The following is an 18,181-nucleotide window of genomic DNA, read 5'->3' as shown; positions in this document are numbered from 1 at the left end:
GGCCGCAACGCCGCCCCCGGCCGATCCCGCACGGGACATCCCGAACAGGGCGAGACAGGAGACACACATGACCCAGACCCCATCGCGTTCAGGTATCGTCGCCGGGATCGACGTGGGCGGCACCTTCACCGACCTGGTGCTGTTCGAAAGCCGCGCGGGGCGGGTGCGCCTGGCCAAGGTGCCGACCACGCTCGACAACCAGTCGACCGGCGTGCTGGGCGCTCTGGATGCCGCCGGGGCTGAGATCGCCGCGCTGGACCTGATCGTGCATGGCACGACAACCACGACCAACGCGGTGCTGGAACGCCAGCTGTGCAAGACCGGCCTGATCACCACTTTGGGCTTCCGCGACGTGCTGGAACTGGGCCGGCGCACCCGGCCCAATGCCTATGGCATGAAGGGCGATTTCCGCCCGCTGATCCCCCGCGACCTGCGCCTGGAGGTGCCCGGGCGCATGGATGCCAGCGGCACCGAACTGGTCGCCCTGGACGAAGACGCCCTGCGCGTGGCCCTGCACACCCTGGTCGACGACGGCTGCGAGGCGCTGGTCATCCACTTCCTGCACGCCTATGCCAACCCCGCCCACGAGCTGCGCGCCGCCGAGATCGCGGCCGAGCTTTGGCCCAACGACAACATCACCATGGGCCACGCCCTGCTGTCGGAAAGCCGCGAGTACGAACGGGGGGTGACGGCGGCCGTCAATGCCTCGGTCCAGCCGCTGCTGCGCCGCTACGTCGAACGGCTGGCCGACAAGCTGGTCGCCCGGGGCTATGCCCACGACCTGCTGGTGATGAACGGCAACGGGGGCATGGTCTCGGCCCGGATCGTGGCCCGCGAGGCGGCCAAGACGGTGATGTCGGGCCCGGCCTCGGGGGTGATGGCCGCCGCCTATACCGGGCGCCGCGCCGGCATCCCCGACCTGCTGACCTATGACATGGGCGGCACCAGCACCGACGTGGCGATGATCCGGGGCGCCGAACCGGCGGTCAGCCACGAGATCGAGATCGAGTACGCCATGCCCATCCACGTGCCCATGGTCGACGTGCGCACCGTGGGCGCGGGCGGTGGCTCGATCGCCCGGGTCAACGCGGCCGGCCTGCTGCAGGTGGGCCCCGAAAGCGCGGGGTCGACCCCCGGGCCGATCTGCTACGGGCGGGGCGGCACGCGGCCCACGATTTCGGACGCCAACCTGCTGCTGGGCCGGATGGATCCGGCGACCTTCACCACCCCGGACGCGCCCGTGACCCTGGAGCAGATCCGGGCGATCTTTGCCGAGACCCTGGGCGCGCCGCTGGGGCTGGATGCCGAGGCGGCGGCCGATGCGGTGCTGCGCATTGCCACCGCCAAGATGGCCGATGCGGTGCGCATGGTGTCGGTGTCTCTGGGCGAGGACCCGCGGGATTTCGCGCTCTTTGCCTTCGGCGGGGCCGGGCCGCTGCATGCCAGCGCCATCGCCCGCGAGCTGGGCGTGCCCCGCGTGCTGGTGCCCGCCCGGCCGGGGATCACCAATGCGCTGGGATGCGTCGTGGCCGACCTGCGCCACGATTTCGTCAACACCGTCAACCGGCCGCTGGATCACGTCGATATCGACGCCGTGCACGCCCTGTTCGCCCAGCAGATCGACGCGGGCCGGGCGGCGATCGGGGCCGAGGCCGTCGAGGTCAGCGACATCCGCATCATGCCCAGCGTCGACATGCAGTTCATCGGCCAGACCCACCTGCTGCGGGTGCCGCTGGACACGCCGACGCCCTCGCTTGACGACCTGCGGAGCCTGTTTTCCGCCGCTTATTTCAAGCGCTTCCAGGTCGAGCTGCCCGAGATCCGCCCGGCCCTGGTCAACGTCAATTGCTCGGTCGTGGGGCGGCGGCCCGAGATCGACCTGGGCCTGCTGATCGATGCCTCGGGGCGCAAGGACAGCCTGGCCGAGGCGCGCACCGGGTCCCGCAAGGTCTGGTTCGGGGGCTGGCACGACACGCCGGTCTACCGGCGCGACCACCTGCCGGCAGAGGCCTCGCTGACGGGGCCGGCGATCATCGAGCAGATGGACACGACCATCGTGCTGGAGCCCGGCGACATGGCGGCCCAGGACGGCGACGGCAACATCATCATCACGCTTGGAGGCGCGGCATGAGCCTTGATCCGATCACCCTGTCGGTCATCCAGTCCGGCCTGCAGCAGGTCTGCGACGAGATGGACCTGAGCTTTTCCCGGGCCGCGTTCTCGCCCGTCATCGCCGAGGCCAACGACCGGTCCGACGGGATCTATTCCGCCGAGGACGGCTCGCTGATCGCGCAAGGCTCGCAAGGCTTGCCGGTCTTTGTGGGCACGATGCAATATTCGACGCGCACCCTGATCGAGTGGATCGCCGACGGCCGGGCGGCGGCGCCCAAGCCCGGCGACATCTATATCGTCAACGACCCCTACCTGGGCGGCACCCACCTGATGGACGTGCGCTTTGCCATGCCGTTCTACCGCGATGGCGAGATCTTCTGCTGGCTGTCCAACACCGGCCACTGGCCCGATACCGGGGGGGCGGTGCCGGGGGGGTTTTCCGCCTCGGCCACGTCGGTCGAACAGGAAGGCCTGCGCCTGCCGCCGGTGCGGCTGTTCAAGGAGGGTGTGCTGGATCCCGAGATCTACGGCATCATCTGTTCCAACATCCGCGTGGCCGACCAGCGCATCGGCGACGTCAAGGCCCAGGCGGCGGCGCTTTATGTCGGCCAGGCCCGGCTGAACCGCCTGCTGGATCGTTACGGCGATGACACCGTGCGCGCGGCGATTGCCGAACTGCGCCGCCGGGCGGCCGACCAGATGCGCGCCTGCATCCGCGAGATCCCGCCGGGCACCTATACCTCGGTGGCCTTTGTCGACAGCGACGGGGTGGTCAACGAACCGCTGGAGATCCGGCTGGCCATCACCGCCACGGGCGACCGGCTGGTCTTTGATTTTGCCGGGTCCTCGGCACCCTGCGCGGGGCCGATGAATTCGGTCCTGGCCACCACCCTGTCGTCGGTCTACCTGGCCACGCGCCACATCTTCCCCGACGTGCCGATCTCGGCCGGGGCGTTCGAGCCGCTGGAGGTCATCCGCCCCGAAGGCACCTTTCTCGACGCGCAATATCCCCGGCCGGTGTCGGGCTGTGCGGCCGAGGTCAGCCAGCGCATCGCCGAGGCCGTCTTTGCCGCGCTGGTCGACGCGCTGCCCGAACGCGTCACCGCAGCACCCGCCGGCAGTTCGGGCAATTTCGCGCTGGGGGGCACCGTGCCCGACGAGGGGCGGAGCTATGTCATGTACCAGATTTCGGGCGGCGGATATGGCGGCTGGGCCGGGGGCGACGGGATTTCCAACGGCTGTTCGACCATCGGCATTTCCAAGGCCCCGCCGGTCGAGATCATGGAACAGCAATTCCCCGTGCTCTATCACCGCTACGCCCTGCACGAAGGCTCGGGCGGGGCGGGGCGCCATCGCGGAGGGTTCGGGCTGGATTACGAGGTCGAGCTGCGCAAGGGCACGGCGCAGGCCAGTTTTGTCATGGATCACGGGCGGTTTGGTCCGCAGGGCGCGCTGGGCGGCGGTGCGGGGCAGGTCAACCGGGTGACGGTCACGCGGGGCGGCCAGGCGATGACGCCCGAGCATCTGTCCAAGGCGCAGGACATCCCCCTGCAGGCCGGTGACCGGGTGCGCGTGGCCACGCCGGGGGGCGGGGGCTATGGCGATCCGATGACCCGCGATCCGGCGCTGGTGGCCGAGGATGTGCGGCTGGGCCGGTACACGGCGGACCAGGCCGCGGCGCTCTTCGGGGTGGTCGTGGTCGGGGGCGCGGCGAACATGGCCGCGACCGAGGCCCTGCGCGCGGGCTGAGCCGCGCCGAGGCGGTGGGTTGAAAACCCACCCTACGGGTTGCGCCCGCGTAGGGTGGGTCGTGGACCCACCACGGGTTGGGCCAGGGTGCGGGGTCGGGTTATGGCGCGGCGCGGGCCCGGGCGACGGCCCCGGCGAGGTCCGGCCAGGCCGGTTTGCCAGGTGCCAGGGTCTGCCGCAGGTATTCGGCCAGCGCCGCGATATTGTCGTCGCTCAGCGCCTCAGCAAAGCCCGGCATGGCCCGGGGATCACGGGTGCCCACGGCCGGCATGCCTTGCAGGATCACGCGCACCAGGTTTTCGGGCCCGGCCGCATGCACCGCCGATGACAAGCCCAGAGGCACGCGCGCAGCCGTGGCCGAGGCCACCGGCCCGGCGATGTGGCACGATCCGCAGGACGCCCGGAACAGCCGGGCCGCCGGGCCGGTGGCGGCCTCCAGCAGCTGGTCGCTGTCGGGCAGGGTTGCATCGGTGGGGGGCGCATCGACGGCGGCCGTATCGGTGGAGGCCATGGTGGCACGGGCCGTAGCAACGGAGGCCGCAGCGGCGGAGGGCGCACCTGTAGAAAGCGCACCTGAAGAGGGTGCATCGGCAAAGGCCACGGCGGCAACAGGCGCATCGGCGGCGGCCGTTTCCGCCGGTTCCGCCAGCGAGGCGAGATAGGTGGCCATGGCTTGCAGATCCGCATCCGGCAGGGCGCCCAGTTCAGCGATGACCGGGGCCATCGGCCCGCCGGCCGCCCCGTGGCGCGGTGACACGCCGTCGCGCAGGTAGGCCAGGAAATCGGCCTCGGTCCAGGCCAGCGGGGCCGGGCCGCTGCCATTCAGCGCCGGGGCGATCCAGCCGTCGACCGACCCGCCCGACAGATGCGCGGCGCCCGACCGTTCGGCACCAAGCACGTTGCGCGGCGAATGGCAGGCCGAGCAATGGCCCACGCTTTCCACCAGGTAGGCCCCCCGGTTCCAGGCCTCGGACCGCGTCGGATCGGCGGTCATCGGCGTGGCATCATGAAACAGCGCGTTCCAGGCGGCCATGGCCGGGCGCAGGTTGACCGGGGCCATCATCCGGGCCGGGGGCGTCGGGGCGACCACCGGATCGAGCGACTGGACATAGGCATAAAGCGCCTGCAGGTCGCCTTCGGTCATCCGCGCGAAGGAGGTATAGGGAAAGGCCGGGTAGAGATGGCGGCCGTCGCGCGACACGCCCTCGCGCATGGCCCGGGCAAAGGCCGGGTAGGACCAGGCGCCCAGGCCAGTCTCGGGGTCCGGCGTCAGGTTGGTCGTGTAGACCGTGCCGAAGGGCGTCTCCATCGCCCGCCCGCCGGCCAGGGGCACGCCGCCCTCGGCGGTGTGGCAGGTGGCGCAATCGCCGGCGGCAAAGAGCAGCCGGCCGCGCTCCAGCGTCTCGGCCGACCACAGCGCCTCGGCCCTTGGCACCCGGGGCAGCTCGGCCCGCACGGCCAGGCCCAGGGCTCCGGCCATCAGCCCGCCGGCCAGCGCCGCTCCGGCGCCCCGGGCCAAGCCGCGCCAGCCGCGCCGGGGCGGCGGGGCGGGCAGCACGCCGGGTGGGGGCATCGTGGCGCCGTCCAGCGCGGCCTTGACCCGTTCGGGCGTGAAGGGCAGCTCGCGCATGCGTACGCCGGTGGCATCGTAGATCGCGTTGGCAATCGCCGCGGCCGAGGGGATCGCCGCGCTTTCGCCGACCCCCAGGGGTGGCTCTTCGGGCCGTTCGACGAGGAAGGATTGCACCTCGGGCAGGGTCTCGAACCGGGCCAGCTGATAGCCGCCCCATTCGCGGTCGGTCGGGCCCTGGCGGTCAAAGCTCACGGCCTCGCCCATGGTCCGGCTGATCGATTGCACGACATTGCCGTGCAGCTGGTGGCGCACCCCGTCGGGATTGATCATCAGGCCGGAATCCTGGCCCACGACGATGCGGTCCAGCACGACCTCGCCGGTGCGCCGGTTGACCGACACGTCGGCCAGCCAGGACGATTGCGCCGCGGCCACGCCGGGGAAGGTGCCATGCACATAGGTCGCATGGGCAAAGCCCTGGCCCCGGGCAATGTCGCCATCGCCCTCCATGCGGGGGGTGCTGCGCTCTTGCCAGCCGCCTTCCTCGGCCGTGCGCCGGATCAGCTCGGCCGTGCGCGGATCGTCGATGTGGCGCAGGCGAAAAGCCACCGGGTCTTCGCCGGCCTCGGCGGCCAGCTCGTCGACGAAACACTCATGGGCAAAGGAATTGGGCATGGCCGACACGCCCCGGAACCAGCTGGCCCGCACGATCGGCGCCATGTCATGGACCACCGCGCGCAGGTTGGGCACGACATAGGGCGGGATCGACGTGCGGTCGCCCATGTCCGACGGCGTTGGCGCCGGGTCGATGACCCCGGTCAGCAGCAGGGCCAGGTTGGGCCCGCGGTTCGACGGATAGCGGGTCTCGAAATCGTAGACGTCGAAATTCCCTGCGGCGTCCAGCCCACCGCTGACATCCATCAGCTGGGCCGCGCCCTTGGGCTCCCACAGGTGTTCCTGTTCGCGGGTCAGCTGAACCCGCACCGGCCGGCCCACCGCCCGCGACAGCAGCGCCGCATCGCCACAGACATCGTCGGCGCAATTGCGCCCGAAACAGCCCGCGGCCTCGTGGCGGATGATCTCGACCGACGGGGCGGGCAGGTCCATCAGCCGGGCGATGTCGCCGCGCAGCATGTGCGGGTTCTGGGTGCCCGACCAGATCACCAGCCGGTCACCCTGCCAATGGGCCACGGCGCAGGACGGCCCGATCGAGCCATGCAGGTTCCAGGGCCAGACATAGCTGCGGGTCAGCCGGGTGGCCGCCCGGTCGAGCGCGCCGTCGACATCGCCACGGTCTTGCAGCAGGCGGGGCGTCGAGGGCAGGTCGCGCAAGGTGCCGGGGATGTCCGACAGGTCGGGCAGATCGGGCGGCGTTGCCCATTGGACGGGCAGGGCGCGGGCGATCTCGCGGGCCTGGCCTTCGCGCTCGGCCACGACGCCCAGGAAATCGCCCAGCCGCACCACGGCCACAAAACCGGGCATCCCGGCCACCGCCGCTTCGTCGAACCCCAGCAGGCTGCGGCCGATGAAATCGCCGCTGTCGCGCCCGGCATAGGGCGGGCGGATGACATGGCCGTGCAGCATGTCGGCCAGGCGCACGTCATGGACATAGCTCCAGGCCCCGGTGGCCTTGCCGGCAATGTCGACCCGGGGCGTTCCCGTGCCGACCAGCCGGTAATCGGCCGGCGCCTTGACCTGCACGCCGGGGTCCAGCTCGGCCCGTTCGGGCGGGCCGGCCAGCAGTTCGGCCAGGGTGACCTGGCCCTGGGCCGAGGCCACCCGGCCGTCGGCAAAGCGCAGCTCGTCGGGGGCGGCGTTCAGCCGGGCCGAGGCGCGCAGGCCCAGGATATGCCGGGCCTGGGCCGCGGCCTGGCGCAGGGGCACGGCCGCGATCTGGATCGATTCCGAGGCGATGGTCGGGCCCTGGTCGGGGGTGCGGGCGGTGTCGCCCATGACCATGGTCACCTGGCCGGGCGCCAGGTCCAGCTCTTCGGCCACGATCTGGATCAGCGCCGTGCGCAGGCCGGTGCCCAGGTCGACATGGCCATTGAACCCGGTGACCGCGCCCCGGGCGTCGATCTGCAACAGCGTCTCGGGCCCGTCCGGCCCCTTGCGCCAGATGGTCAGGCGCGGATCGACCGCCGGTCCGCCGCTCATGCCCCGCCCTCCGCATCGGCCATCATGGCCGCGGCCCGGCGCACGGCGGCCAGGATTTCCAGGTGGGTGCCACAGCGGCAGAGATTGTCGCGCAGGGCCCGGCGGATCGTGGCCTCGTCGGGATCGGGATGGGCGGCCAGCAGGGCCACGCTCTGCATGATCATGCCGTTCAGGCAATAGCCGCATTGCGCGGCCTGGCAGGCGACAAAGGCCTGCTGAACCGGGTGTGGCCCGCCCGGACCGGCCAGCCCTTCCAGCGTGGTCACGGCGCGGCCCCGGGCCGCCTCGACGGGCATGACACAGGCCCGGGCGACCTGGCCGTCGACCAGCACCGAACAGGCGCCGCACTGGCCGTAGCCGCAGCCGAATTTCGGCCCGTTCAGGCCCAGGTCGTTGCGCAGCACTTCCAGAAGGCGGGTGCCCGGCGGCACATCCACCGCCACGTCCTGGCCGTTCACCGTGAATTCCGTGGTCATCCGTGTCTTTGTCGCGGCGCGCGCCCGTCCGGGCCGCGTCGGGCCGGGTGGGTGGCGGCGTGGCTCCCCATTGCGTTTGTACACGAATAAATTCGTCTTACCCCCGTCCCGTCAATATGCCCCTGTCGCCCATGCCGGGGCCAGGGCCGGGGCGCGGGCCGGGTGACGGATTTTTCGGCGGCTGTCGGGCTTGGCAGTGGGGCGGTCAGCCCGGCGGCCTGTCATCGGGCCCCGAGTGCTGCCCGTCATCCTTCCTGTCATCCTGTCCGGGGCGCGTCGGGGGCGACACATCGGGGCGCATCGCCGGGCCGGCGGTGGCAATGGCCCTGGCCAGGTCATCAACGGCCTGCCGGGCGGCCGCGTTGGCCGGACCGGTGATCGCCAGCTCCACCGCCGCCCGCGCCGCATGCAGGGCGGCGGCGAGGGAGGGCGCAGGGCAGGCGGGGACCATTGCTTCGAGCCCGCGCAGATCCTCGCGGATCATGTCGCGCACCGCCCGGCGCCTTGCGATGGCCGCATCGACCTCGGCCAGGGCCTGGTGGAACCGGGCCAGCAGGGCCTCGCCTTCGGCCATGTCGCGGGCCGTGACTCGGGCCTTGTCCAGGTGGTCTTCGACCGCGCGCATCACCCGGTCCAGCCGGTCTATCTCGGTCTCTTCGGCCCCCTCCGGCGCGGCAAACCGGGCCAGGCGGTCCAGGATGGTTTCGGCCTGTGCATCGGGGCTGGCCGGGGCGGCCGGCCGGTTGCGCTTGTCGCTCATCGGTCCCCCCGGTGGCCGACCTGTGGAATAATGTTCCGAACGCGGTCGAAGAAACACACAACGTGTTGTTTCGTCAACGATTCCCGCAAAGGTGGAGTTTTCCGCGCCGGGAACCGCCCGATATCGGTCAGGGCCTTGCATTCATGGGCTTTTCCGCGGCTTCAGGGGGGTGATTTATGGCCAGGAATTGAATCTCAATCGTGATAAATATTTCCCTTATGGCGTGATTGTTGCGCATTCGGGTCATCCATGCGGCCCCCTGGTGCGATGTCGGGTGCCAGCCTTGCCCCCCGGGGAAGGCTGCGAAAGGATGCCCCGGTCATGACCGTAGCGATCGCCCCCGTTTCCCGGCCCGAAACCCCCGCGCCGCGCCGCATATTGCGCCTGGCCCTCGTGTTGCCCGAGGGCTGGCGGGGCGAGGCCGGATGCGCCCGGTTGGTCGAAACGCTGGCCGGGGCCGATCACATCCGCATCGCTGCCCTGGCCGAATGTCCCGGCCCGCCCGATCTGCCCGGCCTGCTGGGGCGCTACATGCGGGCCGAGGCGCGGATCTTCGGGCGCGTCGCCGCGCCGGCCACGCCGCGGTTCGATGCGCAACGCCCGGGCCTTGCCCGGCTGGACATGGCCCGGCCCGCCGGACCGCCCGGCCTCGACGTGGTCATCGACCTCGCCGGCACCGCGCCCGATACCCTGGCCGGGCTGGCCACGTCCGGGCTGTGGCGGCTGAGCACCGCCGATCCCGCCGCCGGGCTGGCCCCGGCGATGCGCGCCGCGCCGGAAGGGGCGGCAAGCCTGTCCGCGCTCGGCCCCGGTGGCGGCCCCTGGCAGGTGATCGCGCGGGCCGGCTATGACACCAAGTTCATCGCCACGCGCAACCGGGCCTTCCAGCGGGAAAAGGCCGTGCAGCTGATCGAACGCGAGCTGGCCCGGCTGTCGCTGGGCCAGCCTCTCTCCGCCGCACCGGCCCCGTCGCCCGAGCCGTCGCCCGAGCCGCCCCGCCCGTCGCGCCTGCCGGGCTATCTCGCCCGTGCCTGCGCCCAGGCCGGCCGCCGCCTGGTCGACCGGCTGAGGGCGCGCGCCGGCGGCCGTCCGGGCCGCTTCTGCCTGGGCCTGGCCACCGGCGATCCGCTCGATTTCGACCCGGCCTCGGCCCGCATCTTCGACGCTCCCGCCGGCCAGTACTGGGCCGATCCCTTCCTTGTTGCCCACGACACCGGCCTGCATGCCTTCTACGAGGTCTATGATTACGCCACCGGCCGCGGCCATATCGCCGCCGGGCGCATCGTTGACGGCCAGCTGACCCATCTCGGCCCGGTCCTGGCCCCGGATCACCACCTGTCCTATCCCTTTGTCTTCCGCCATGGCACCGACATCCTGATGCTGCCGGAAAGCCACCAAACCGGCCGGCTCGAAATCTGGCGGGCGGTCGATTTCCCCATGCGCTGGGAATTGCAGGCCACCGCGCTGGAGGGGCTGGCGCCGGCCGACAGCACGCTGGTCGAACGGGACGGGCAATGGTGGCTCTTCACCAATCTCTGCCGTGACGGCTTCGGCGATCATTGTTCCGAGTTGCATCTCTACCGCGTCGACGGCCCGCAGCTGCGCCATGTGACGCCCCATCCGCTGAACCCGGTGGTCATCGGCGCGGGCTCGGCGCGGGGCGGCGGGCGGGTCTTTGCCCGGGGCGGACGGCTCTATCGCACGGCGCAGGACAACACCCATGGCACTTATGGCTACGGGCTGGTCATCGCCGAGATCGAGGCGCTGAGCGAAACCACCTATCGCGAACGGCCGGTGCGCCACGTGACTCCGGAGAACGCCGGGATCGGCGGGCTGATCGGGTTGCACCACGTGGATGCGCTGGACGGGGTTGTCCTGTTCGACATGCGCCGGCGCTAGGCCGGGCGGGGCGCGGGGCGCGGTCAGGATGAGACGCACAGGGCGGGGACCGAGAGCAAGGCGTCAGGGCGTCGGCAGCACCAGCCAGCGCCCGCGCATCAGCCCGGCCACGGCCAGCGCCCAGGTCACGATCACCGCGCCGGCCGTCAGGAACAGCTCGGCCGCCGGCCCCCGGGCCAGGGGCATGGCTCCGAGGGTGATGATGACCAGCAGGCAGACCAGCGCCAGCCCCAGCCCCGGGGCGAGGATCTCGGCCAGGTCGGCCGGGCGCACCTGCAGCGCGGCACACATCACCCACATCGCGGCCACCCCGGTCAGCACGGCCTTGAGCAGGATCGCCCAGGCCGCGGCCTCGGCCGAGAACCGGCCCAGGCTCAGGAGCAGCACGACAAGCAGCGCGGCGTCACCCAGCCGGACCAGGAATTGCAGTCGTCCCCGGCCCAGGCAGGTCAGCGTCGGTTCGAGCAGGAAGACCAGCGCGTCGACCGAACGGGACAGGGCCAGGATGGCCACCACCCCCGCCGCGGCGCCCCAGGCCGGGTCCAGCAGCACCGACACGATGCCCGGGGCCAGCAGGCTGACGCTGAGCATGGCCGGGGCCAGAATGGCCACGCAGAGGGCCAGGTTTTCCTTCCAGGCCCCACGGATCTCGGCCCGGTTGGCCGTGGTTTCCAGCCGGGCGAACCGGGCCCAGCTGATGGTGCCCAGCGGCTGCAGCACCACGTCGGCGGCGGTATTGGCCACCCGCGACCCGGCGCGATAGGCGCCCACGGCCGCCGGGCTGAGAAAGGCGCCCAGCACCAGGTCGGCGCCGTAATTCGACAGCATGCCCAGGCCCGACGAGCCCCAGAGCGGCCAGGCCTGCTGCAGCCCGCGCCGGGCGCTGTCGCGGCGAAAGCGCGGACGGGGCAGGCGGCGCAAAACGGCCAGGTAGACCAGCAACACCAGGGCCATGGCGGCATAGCGCCCGGCGATCAGGGCTTCGATCTTGTAACCCGCGTGGAACATGGCAACCGAGGTGGCCAGGGCGGCCAGTTCCGACATCAGCACGGCCAGGGCAGTGGTGCGGATGCGCCGGTCGCGCACCAGCTGGGCCTCCAGCCAGGCCGACAGGGCCGAGAGGGCGGGATTGGGCGCCAGGGCCAGCAGGGCCATGGCCGTGCCGCCGGCGGCGAATCCGCCCATGGCCAGGCCCAGCCCGGCCATCAGCAGGGCGCCGGCGCCGCCGATGGCCAGCTGCATCAGGAAGAACGTGTCGCGGTCGCGGTCAAGGTCGTCGGTGCGCAGCAACAGGTGGTAGATGCCGGTGTAGACCAGCGTCGTGGCGATCACCATCAGGGCCGAGGCAATGGCGTAGCTGCCGAACTGGGCCAGGTCCAGGGCATGGGAGGCCACGAGGATCAGCACGAAGCTGGCCACCTGCGCGGTGATCCGCGCGGCAACGCCGATGGCAAAGGCCGAGGTGAGCGTGCGCAGCATCGCCGGGCCTAGCCGGTATGGCGCAGGGGCGCCGGGCCGCGGGTGATGGTCGGGCCGCTGTCGCGCCGGCCGTCATGGCTGTCGCCGTGCCCGCCGCCTTGGCCGCCAGTGTCGGAACCGCCACGGCCGCTGTGGCCGGGGCTGTCCGGGGCGCCCTCGCGCCCGTCGGTCGTGCCGCCTGTCCGCCCGTCGGTTGCGCCGGCCGTGCGGCCTCCGGGCCGCGTGCCAAGCCCGGTGTCTTGCTCGGTGCCGGGCAGGGTGCCTGGCACGGTGGCTTGCCCAGTGATTTGCCCAGTGATTTGTCCAGTGACGTTCCCCGTGACCGGCCGGGAGCCAGCGGCCGTGGCCGTGGCCGTGCGCGCGTCGGGCCGCGCTCCGATCCTGGCCTCGGGCAGATCGACCGCCATGCCGTGATCAGCCAGGAACCCGGCCATGCCGGCGCGGAAATGGGCCTCGTCGAAACGTTGGGCATGGGCAATGATCCGGCGGTTGTCCAGCGCATGCAGGTGATGGGCCTCGAAGGCCTCGACGGCCTCGACCAGCGCCTCGGCGCTCTGTTCGTCGAAGAACAGCCCGGTCTCGCCTTCGATCACCGAATCCAGCACGCCGCCCTTGCCATAGGCGATCACCGGCCGCCCGGCGGCCATGACCTCGACCGGCAGGATGCCGAAATCCTCCTCGCCCGGGAAGACCAGCGCCCGGCAAGCCGCGAAGTAGCGCCGCAGCTTGTCGTCGGATACCCGGCCGAGAAAGCGGATGTTCGGCCCGGCCTTGCGCGCCAGGGCATGTTCGGCCCGCGAAGGCCCGCCGATGACGACCAGCGGCAGGCCCAGCCGGTTGAACGCCTCGATGGCCAGGTCGGGCCGCTTGTAGGCCGTCAGTTCGCCGGCATAGAGATAGAACGACCCGACCTCGGTGTCGGGGGCGGGGTGGAACCGGGCCACGTCGACCGGCGGGTGGATCACCCGCGACGGCCGGCGCCAGTATTTCATCACCCGCTGCTGGACAAAGCGCGAATTGGCCGCAAAGCCGTCGACCCGGGCGGCGCTGACCACGTCGGCCAGGCGCAGCTGCGAGGTCAGCGGGGCCATCATGCGCCGGGTGATCGGATCGGCATTGCGCCGGTAGATGCCGTAATGGTCCCAGATGTAGCGCATGGGCGAATGCACGTAACACAGGTGCAGCGCCTCGGGCTGGGGGATCACGCCCTTGGCCGGCCCGGATTCCGACGAGATCACCAGGTCGAACCCGCTCAGGTCGAGCTCTTCCAGCGCCCGGGGCATCTGCGAGACGTACTTGGTGTAAAGCCGGGTGGCCAGGGGCAGGCGGGCGATCGACGTGGTGTGGACCTTGTGGCTGCGGATCAGCGGGCTGACCTTTTCGGGCGCGTAGACATGGGTGAAGATCTCGGCCTCGGGGAACATCCGGCAGAGCGCTTCGAGCACCTTCTCGCCGCCGCGCATGCCGACCAGCCAGTAGTGGATCAGCGCCACCCGGGGCCGGGCCCGCCGGTTGATCCCCGGGGCGGACAGGCCGCCGGCCTCGCGGCGCGGGGTGCCGGCCGACCCGGCTGCATTGGCGTTGGCATTGGCCGGTTCGCCGGGCCGGTCGGTCCAGGCCGCGCGGCGCATCATCTCAGGGCTGTCGGATTGGCCCATGGTCTTCTTACCTTCCTGTCAGGTCCCTGCCGGAACCCGGTTCAGCACGACACCCTCGATGGGCACCTGCATTTCGTGCAGCAGGCCAAGCCCGTCCTGCACCGCGCTGCGCTCGGTCCGGTCGTGTTCGACCACGTAGATGCAGCTGTCCGCCGCCTTGGCGACGATGATGGAATCCGCGGCGGCCAGCAGCGCCGGGCCTTCCAGGATGACCACTTCGTAGATCGTCTTGAGCTGTTCGATCACCGGTTTCAGGGCCATGGCCGTCAGCTCTTCGGCCACGTCGGGATGGGGCCGGGCATTGACCAGCACGTCGAACCCGGTGTCGGCCGGCTGGCAGATCGCGTCCTCGACCCGGGCCACCCCGGCCAGCACGTCGGCCAGGTCGTGATCGGCCCACCAGCCCATCTGCTGGCCGATGCCCATCTCGCGCAGGTCGCAATCGACGACGATGGCCGAACGGCCGGCGCGCACGGCCATGTCGGCCAGGGCCAGGGCCACCGTGCTGCGGCCTTCGCCCGGGACCGACGACAGCACCACGGCCGAGGTCGATATGGCATATTCGTCGCGCATCATCAGCCGCGTGCGCAGCTTGCGCATGGCCTCGGAAAACGGCGCGTAGGGATCGTCGCGCAGGGCGTCCAGGCAGGCGCGCGGACCGTCCCAGCGCCCGTCGGGCAGGGCGGCCAGCACCGGCAGGCCGGTCTCGCTGCGCACCTCGCCGGCCGAGCGGAAGGTCGTGGCCGTCATCTCGGTCAGGAATACCGCCACGGCCACCACGGCAAAGACCACCGACCCGGCCAGCGCGGCCATCAGCTTGGGGCGCGGGGCGTTGGGCGTGACCGGCAGGGTGGCCCGCTCGATCATCCGCGCTTCCGATGTCTGCATCCGCTCCTGCGTCCGCGTGTCGGTCAGCCGCGACAACAGCGCCTCGTAGGTCTGGCGCGCGGTCTGGGCCTCGCGTTCCAGCTGGCGCAGGGAAATCTCGCCCCGGGAAATCGCCACCACGCGCTCTTCCATGCGCATGATCGTCTCGCCCAGGCTCTGTTCGCTCAGCCGGGCGACCTCGAATTCGCCGCGCAGCTTCTGCAGGATGCGCTGGACCTCGGCCGACATTTCCTTGTCGACCTGTTCCAGCTCGCGCAGGATGGCCGCCCGCCGGGGATGGTCGACATCGACCGACTGGGCCCAGCTGGCCTCTTGCTGGCGCAGCTCGACGGCCTTGGTCTGAAGGTCCTCCAGCGCCGGGCTGGTCACCACGCCCACCGCTCCCAGCGCCCCGCCCGCATCCAGCGCCTCTTCCAGCTGGCGCACCTGGGCCTCGGCCGTGGCCCGCTGGGCGCGGGCCTCGACCAGCTGGTTGTTCAGCCGGGCGATCTGTTGCGAGGCGTTTTCCAGCGTGCCGCCATTTGCGATCAGGCTGTCGGTGCGCATCTGGGCCACCTGTTCCTCGCTGGTGGCCACCTCGGCGCCCAGCACGCGCAGCCGTTCCTCGAGCCAGGTCGCGGCCTGGCGGATGGTTTCACGCCGGGTCTCGGTCTGGCGCACCAGGTAGCGGTCGGCCAGGGTGTTGGTGAAATCGCGGGCCAGCGCCGGATCGGGCGACTGGAACGACAGCGCGATGACATAGCTGTCGTTCTCGGCATAGACCGCCAGCCGTTCGCGCACCGCCCAGACCAGCGCATCCATCTGCTGGTCGGCGGGCAGGGCGGCCAGGTCGGGCGCGATGGTCAGCACCCTCTCGGCGCCCAGCTGGCCGATGACATCCTCGATCAGCAGGTTGGACCGCAGGATGGCCAGCTCGCCGTTGATCACCTGTTGCGACGGCGTCCGGGTCTGCAACAGCTCGTCGCCGGTCAACAGCTGCGCCCCGCCGGGATCGAGCAGCACCTTGGCCTGGGCCGAGTAGACCGGGGTCATCTGCGCCACGGCCAGGTAGACGCAGACGGCCGCAACGATGGCCGCGCCGAAGATCAGCTTCCAGCGCCGGGCAAACAGCCGCAGCAGCCCGCGCAATTCGATCGCGTCGGGGTCGCGCGGTTTCTGTCCGGCACGCAAGGCCGGGTCGATCCGCATCTGCTCGGATCGGGTGAAAGCCGTGTTCATCCTTTGCCCATCCCAGGTAGGCTGGTCGTCACGCCGGGGCCGGTTGTCACCGCCGGGCCCGACGCGGAGCGCGTGAGTGTGCGCCGCAGGTGTTCTGCCGCTTCATGGGGCCTGACGACCGGAAACGGTTAACTGTGTTCATTCAAAAAGGTGCGACCCCACGGAAAGTCAACGAATGTGGTCAAAATACGAAGATTAACCCTGTGAAGGTTAATAATCCTTAACGAGAGGGTCTTTCGTTTCCGAAACGGCACGGCGTGGCCCGGGCCATCATTTTGCCGTGATTTCACGATTCTTCAGATGTGGCAGATCTCCGCCCATCCCGGCGCCGGGCCGGGGCGTGTCTTGAACGCGCAGGGCTATCGCCTTGTTTTCGATTGACTAAATTCGTCCCTTCCCATGGCCGCCGGCCTGCCTCCCGGCACAGGGTGCCTGCCGGAGGACGGGGCAATCAACCGGGCGGCGGTCTGAATTCTGCGCTGACCGGGCCAGGGATGCGGGCAAAGAATTTGACAAAGACGGGGGGCCGCATCACCTCAGGGGGCGGTGATTGTGGCGGCAACGTGGCAGCCGGGCGGGGTCGTCTCCCCCCGGTCAGCCGGTGGAACGCAAGCTTGGCGGGCCACCACGCCGTCTTGAAACTCGGGGTCCCGGTTGGAGATCGTACCCAGCACATTCCTGGCGCTTGCCGCCATTGCCACCCTGCTGGCGGTGGGGCCCTATCGCGGGCTCTGGGCCTTCGTGGGGCTGGCGCCCTTCGGCGCGGCGGCGGCGCTGAACCTGCCCGCGCTCGGCGGCGCGACGATCGGCCAGTTGGAGCTGACCCTTTGTGTCGTGCTGCTGATCGCCGCCGCCTCGCCCGGCGGGCCCGACCGGCTGCTGGGCACCCTGCGCCCGGGGCAGCCGGGGTTCTGGCTGCTGCTGGTCATCCTCTACGGTGTGCTCTCGGCGGCGTTCTTTCCCCGGGTCTTTTCCGGCGCGACGGACATTTTCGGCCTGTCGCGCGACGTCAACGAGGATCGCATTATCTCGATCCCGCTGCGGCCCAACAGCGGCAACATCACCCAGAGTTTCTACATGCTGCTGTCGGCGGCCTGTTTCCTGGCCGTGGCCACGCTGTACCGCGTGCGGCCCGACGAGGGCGCCGTGCTGAAGGCCATGGTCGTCTGCACCAGCCTCAATTTCGGGCTGGGCCTGGTTGATGTCCTGTCGTCCTTTGTCGGTCTGCCCGACCTGATGGACCCGATCCGCACGGCCAATTACGCCATGGCCACCCAGCACACGATGGCCGGGATCAAGCGCATGGTCGGCGGCATGCCCGAGGCGTCGGCCTTTGGCGCCTTCTCGGTCGTCCTGCTGGGATTCTGGCTGCATTACTGGACGGTTGCGCCCCGGTCGAGGCTGGTCACGGCGATGTTTGCCATGACCGGTTTCTGTGTCCTGCGCTCGACATCCTCGGGGGCCTATGTCGCCCTGATCGGCCTGCTCGGGCTGTATTCCTGCTGGCTGCTCTGGGTTGCCGCCCGGGGGGCGTTCTCGCGTCGGGTGGCCGGGCTGCTGGTCTGGATGATCATCGGCACCTGGCTTCTGGGCGTGGCCATCGCGACCGGCTACCAGCTGGTGCCGGCGGTCACCGAATTCCTCGACGATACGCTGCTGAACAAGCTGGCCAGCGACAGCGGCGTCGAGCGGATGAGCTGGAACGTGCAGGCCCTGCGCAATTTCACCGACACCTGGATGATCGGCGCCGGGCTGGGCAGCGTGCGGGCGTCGAACTGGCTGGTGTCCTGCCTGGGCAGCCTGGGCCTGATCGGCACGGCGGCCTACCTGGCCTTCCTGGCGTCGATGTTCCGCGCCCCGGCCCACAGCGGCAACACCCGGCGCGACCATGTCATCCAGGCGCTCAAGGTCGCCTGCCTGGCCCAGATCGTGGCGGCCATGCCCACGGCGGCCACGCCCAACCTGGGCACGATCTTCTTCGTGCTGGCCGGGCTGGTCGTCGGCCTGTCGCGCAGCGCGGTTGTCCTGCCGGCCACCCCGCCGGCCACGGCCCTGCCGGTGCCGGTCAGCCACAGGCTGGGCCGCACATGAGGCTGGTGCAGGCGATCTGCGGCGCGCTGGCGGCCGCCGGGCGGGGCGTTGGGCCGGGTGTCGGGGGGAGCGTTGTGCCGGTCGTCAGGCCGGCTGCCGGTTTGGGTGTTGGCTTGGTTCCCAG

The 18,181-nt window shown here is 70.7% G+C and carries 10 protein-coding genes; 4 read left to right on the top strand and 6 right to left on the bottom strand.

Going from position 1 to position 18,181, the window contains the following annotated elements; genetic code table 11:
• The first annotated feature begins 67 nt into the window (after positions 1–67).
• Positions 68–2,131: a hydantoinase/oxoprolinase family protein gene (locus ACK3BB_RS19545; RefSeq protein ID WP_428926319.1), complete on the top strand. Its 2,064-nt coding sequence runs from the start codon at positions 68–70 to the stop codon at positions 2,129–2,131.
• Entirely contained in the window at positions 2,128–3,861 is a 1,734-nt protein-coding gene (locus tag ACK3BB_RS19540; RefSeq protein WP_428926318.1) for a hydantoinase B/oxoprolinase family protein, read from the top strand. Before ACK3BB_RS19545 ends, ACK3BB_RS19540 begins: the two co-directional genes overlap by 4 nt.
• A 100-nt stretch (positions 3,862–3,961) precedes the next feature.
• Here the strand turns inward: ACK3BB_RS19540 and ACK3BB_RS19535 are convergent, their stop codons facing one another.
• The 3 genes from ACK3BB_RS19535 to ACK3BB_RS19525 all read right to left on the bottom strand — a co-directional run bounded on the left by ACK3BB_RS19535 (position 3,962) and on the right by ACK3BB_RS19525 (position 8,824).
• Complete coding sequence (locus tag ACK3BB_RS19535; RefSeq protein ID WP_428926317.1) at positions 3,962–7,588, bottom strand: molybdopterin cofactor-binding domain-containing protein; 3,627 nt, start codon at positions 7,586–7,588, stop codon at positions 3,962–3,964.
• Entirely contained in the window at positions 7,585–8,064 is a 480-nt protein-coding gene (locus ACK3BB_RS19530; protein WP_428926316.1) for a (2Fe-2S)-binding protein, read from the bottom strand. The genes ACK3BB_RS19535 and ACK3BB_RS19530 overlap by 4 nt, the downstream gene beginning before the upstream one ends.
• 205 nt (positions 8,065–8,269) lie before the next feature.
• Positions 8,270–8,824 (bottom strand): hypothetical protein, encoded by a 555-nt coding sequence (locus ACK3BB_RS19525; RefSeq protein ID WP_428926315.1) that lies wholly within the window; start codon positions 8,822–8,824, stop codon positions 8,270–8,272.
• Between the two features lie 321 nt (positions 8,825–9,145).
• On the opposite strand from ACK3BB_RS19525, the gene ACK3BB_RS19520 reads away from it, so the two are divergent.
• Positions 9,146–10,723 carry a glucosamine inositolphosphorylceramide transferase family protein gene (locus tag ACK3BB_RS19520; RefSeq protein ID WP_428926314.1) on the top strand — a complete coding sequence of 526 codons (1,578 nt, stop codon included), beginning with the start codon at positions 9,146–9,148 and terminating at the stop codon, positions 10,721–10,723.
• A 63-nt stretch (positions 10,724–10,786) separates the two neighbouring features.
• Here ACK3BB_RS19520 and ACK3BB_RS19515 read toward each other — a convergent pair whose 3' ends face one another.
• The 3 genes from ACK3BB_RS19515 to ACK3BB_RS19505 are packed head-to-tail and all read right to left on the bottom strand — an operon-like array spanning position 10,787 to position 15,966.
• Positions 10,787–12,202 carry an oligosaccharide flippase family protein gene (locus tag ACK3BB_RS19515; RefSeq protein ID WP_428926313.1) on the bottom strand — a complete coding sequence of 472 codons (1,416 nt, stop codon included), beginning with the start codon at positions 12,200–12,202 and terminating at the stop codon, positions 10,787–10,789.
• A gap of 8 nt (positions 12,203–12,210) precedes the next feature.
• Positions 12,211–13,860 (bottom strand): glycosyltransferase, encoded by a 1,650-nt coding sequence (locus tag ACK3BB_RS19510; protein WP_428926312.1) that lies wholly within the window; start codon positions 13,858–13,860, stop codon positions 12,211–12,213.
• Between the two features lie 18 nt (positions 13,861–13,878).
• A complete protein-coding gene (locus ACK3BB_RS19505; RefSeq protein ID WP_428926311.1) occupies positions 13,879–15,966 on the bottom strand; it encodes a GumC family protein in 2,088 nt (695 codons plus the stop codon).
• 654 nt (positions 15,967–16,620) lie between these two features.
• Here ACK3BB_RS19505 and ACK3BB_RS19500 point away from each other — a divergent pair.
• Complete coding sequence (locus tag ACK3BB_RS19500) at positions 16,621–18,057, top strand: hypothetical protein (RefSeq protein ID WP_428926310.1); 1,437 nt, start codon at positions 16,621–16,623, stop codon at positions 18,055–18,057.
• The last annotated feature ends 124 nt before the right edge of the window (positions 18,058–18,181 follow it).

Origin of the sequence: Marinibacterium sp. SX1, from assembly GCF_050389775.1 — a bacterium.
GTDB lineage: Bacteria > Pseudomonadota > Alphaproteobacteria > Rhodobacterales > Rhodobacteraceae > Marinibacterium.
Note: the sequence above shows the minus strand (reverse complement) of the source record. Positions and strands in the feature narration are given on the sequence as shown.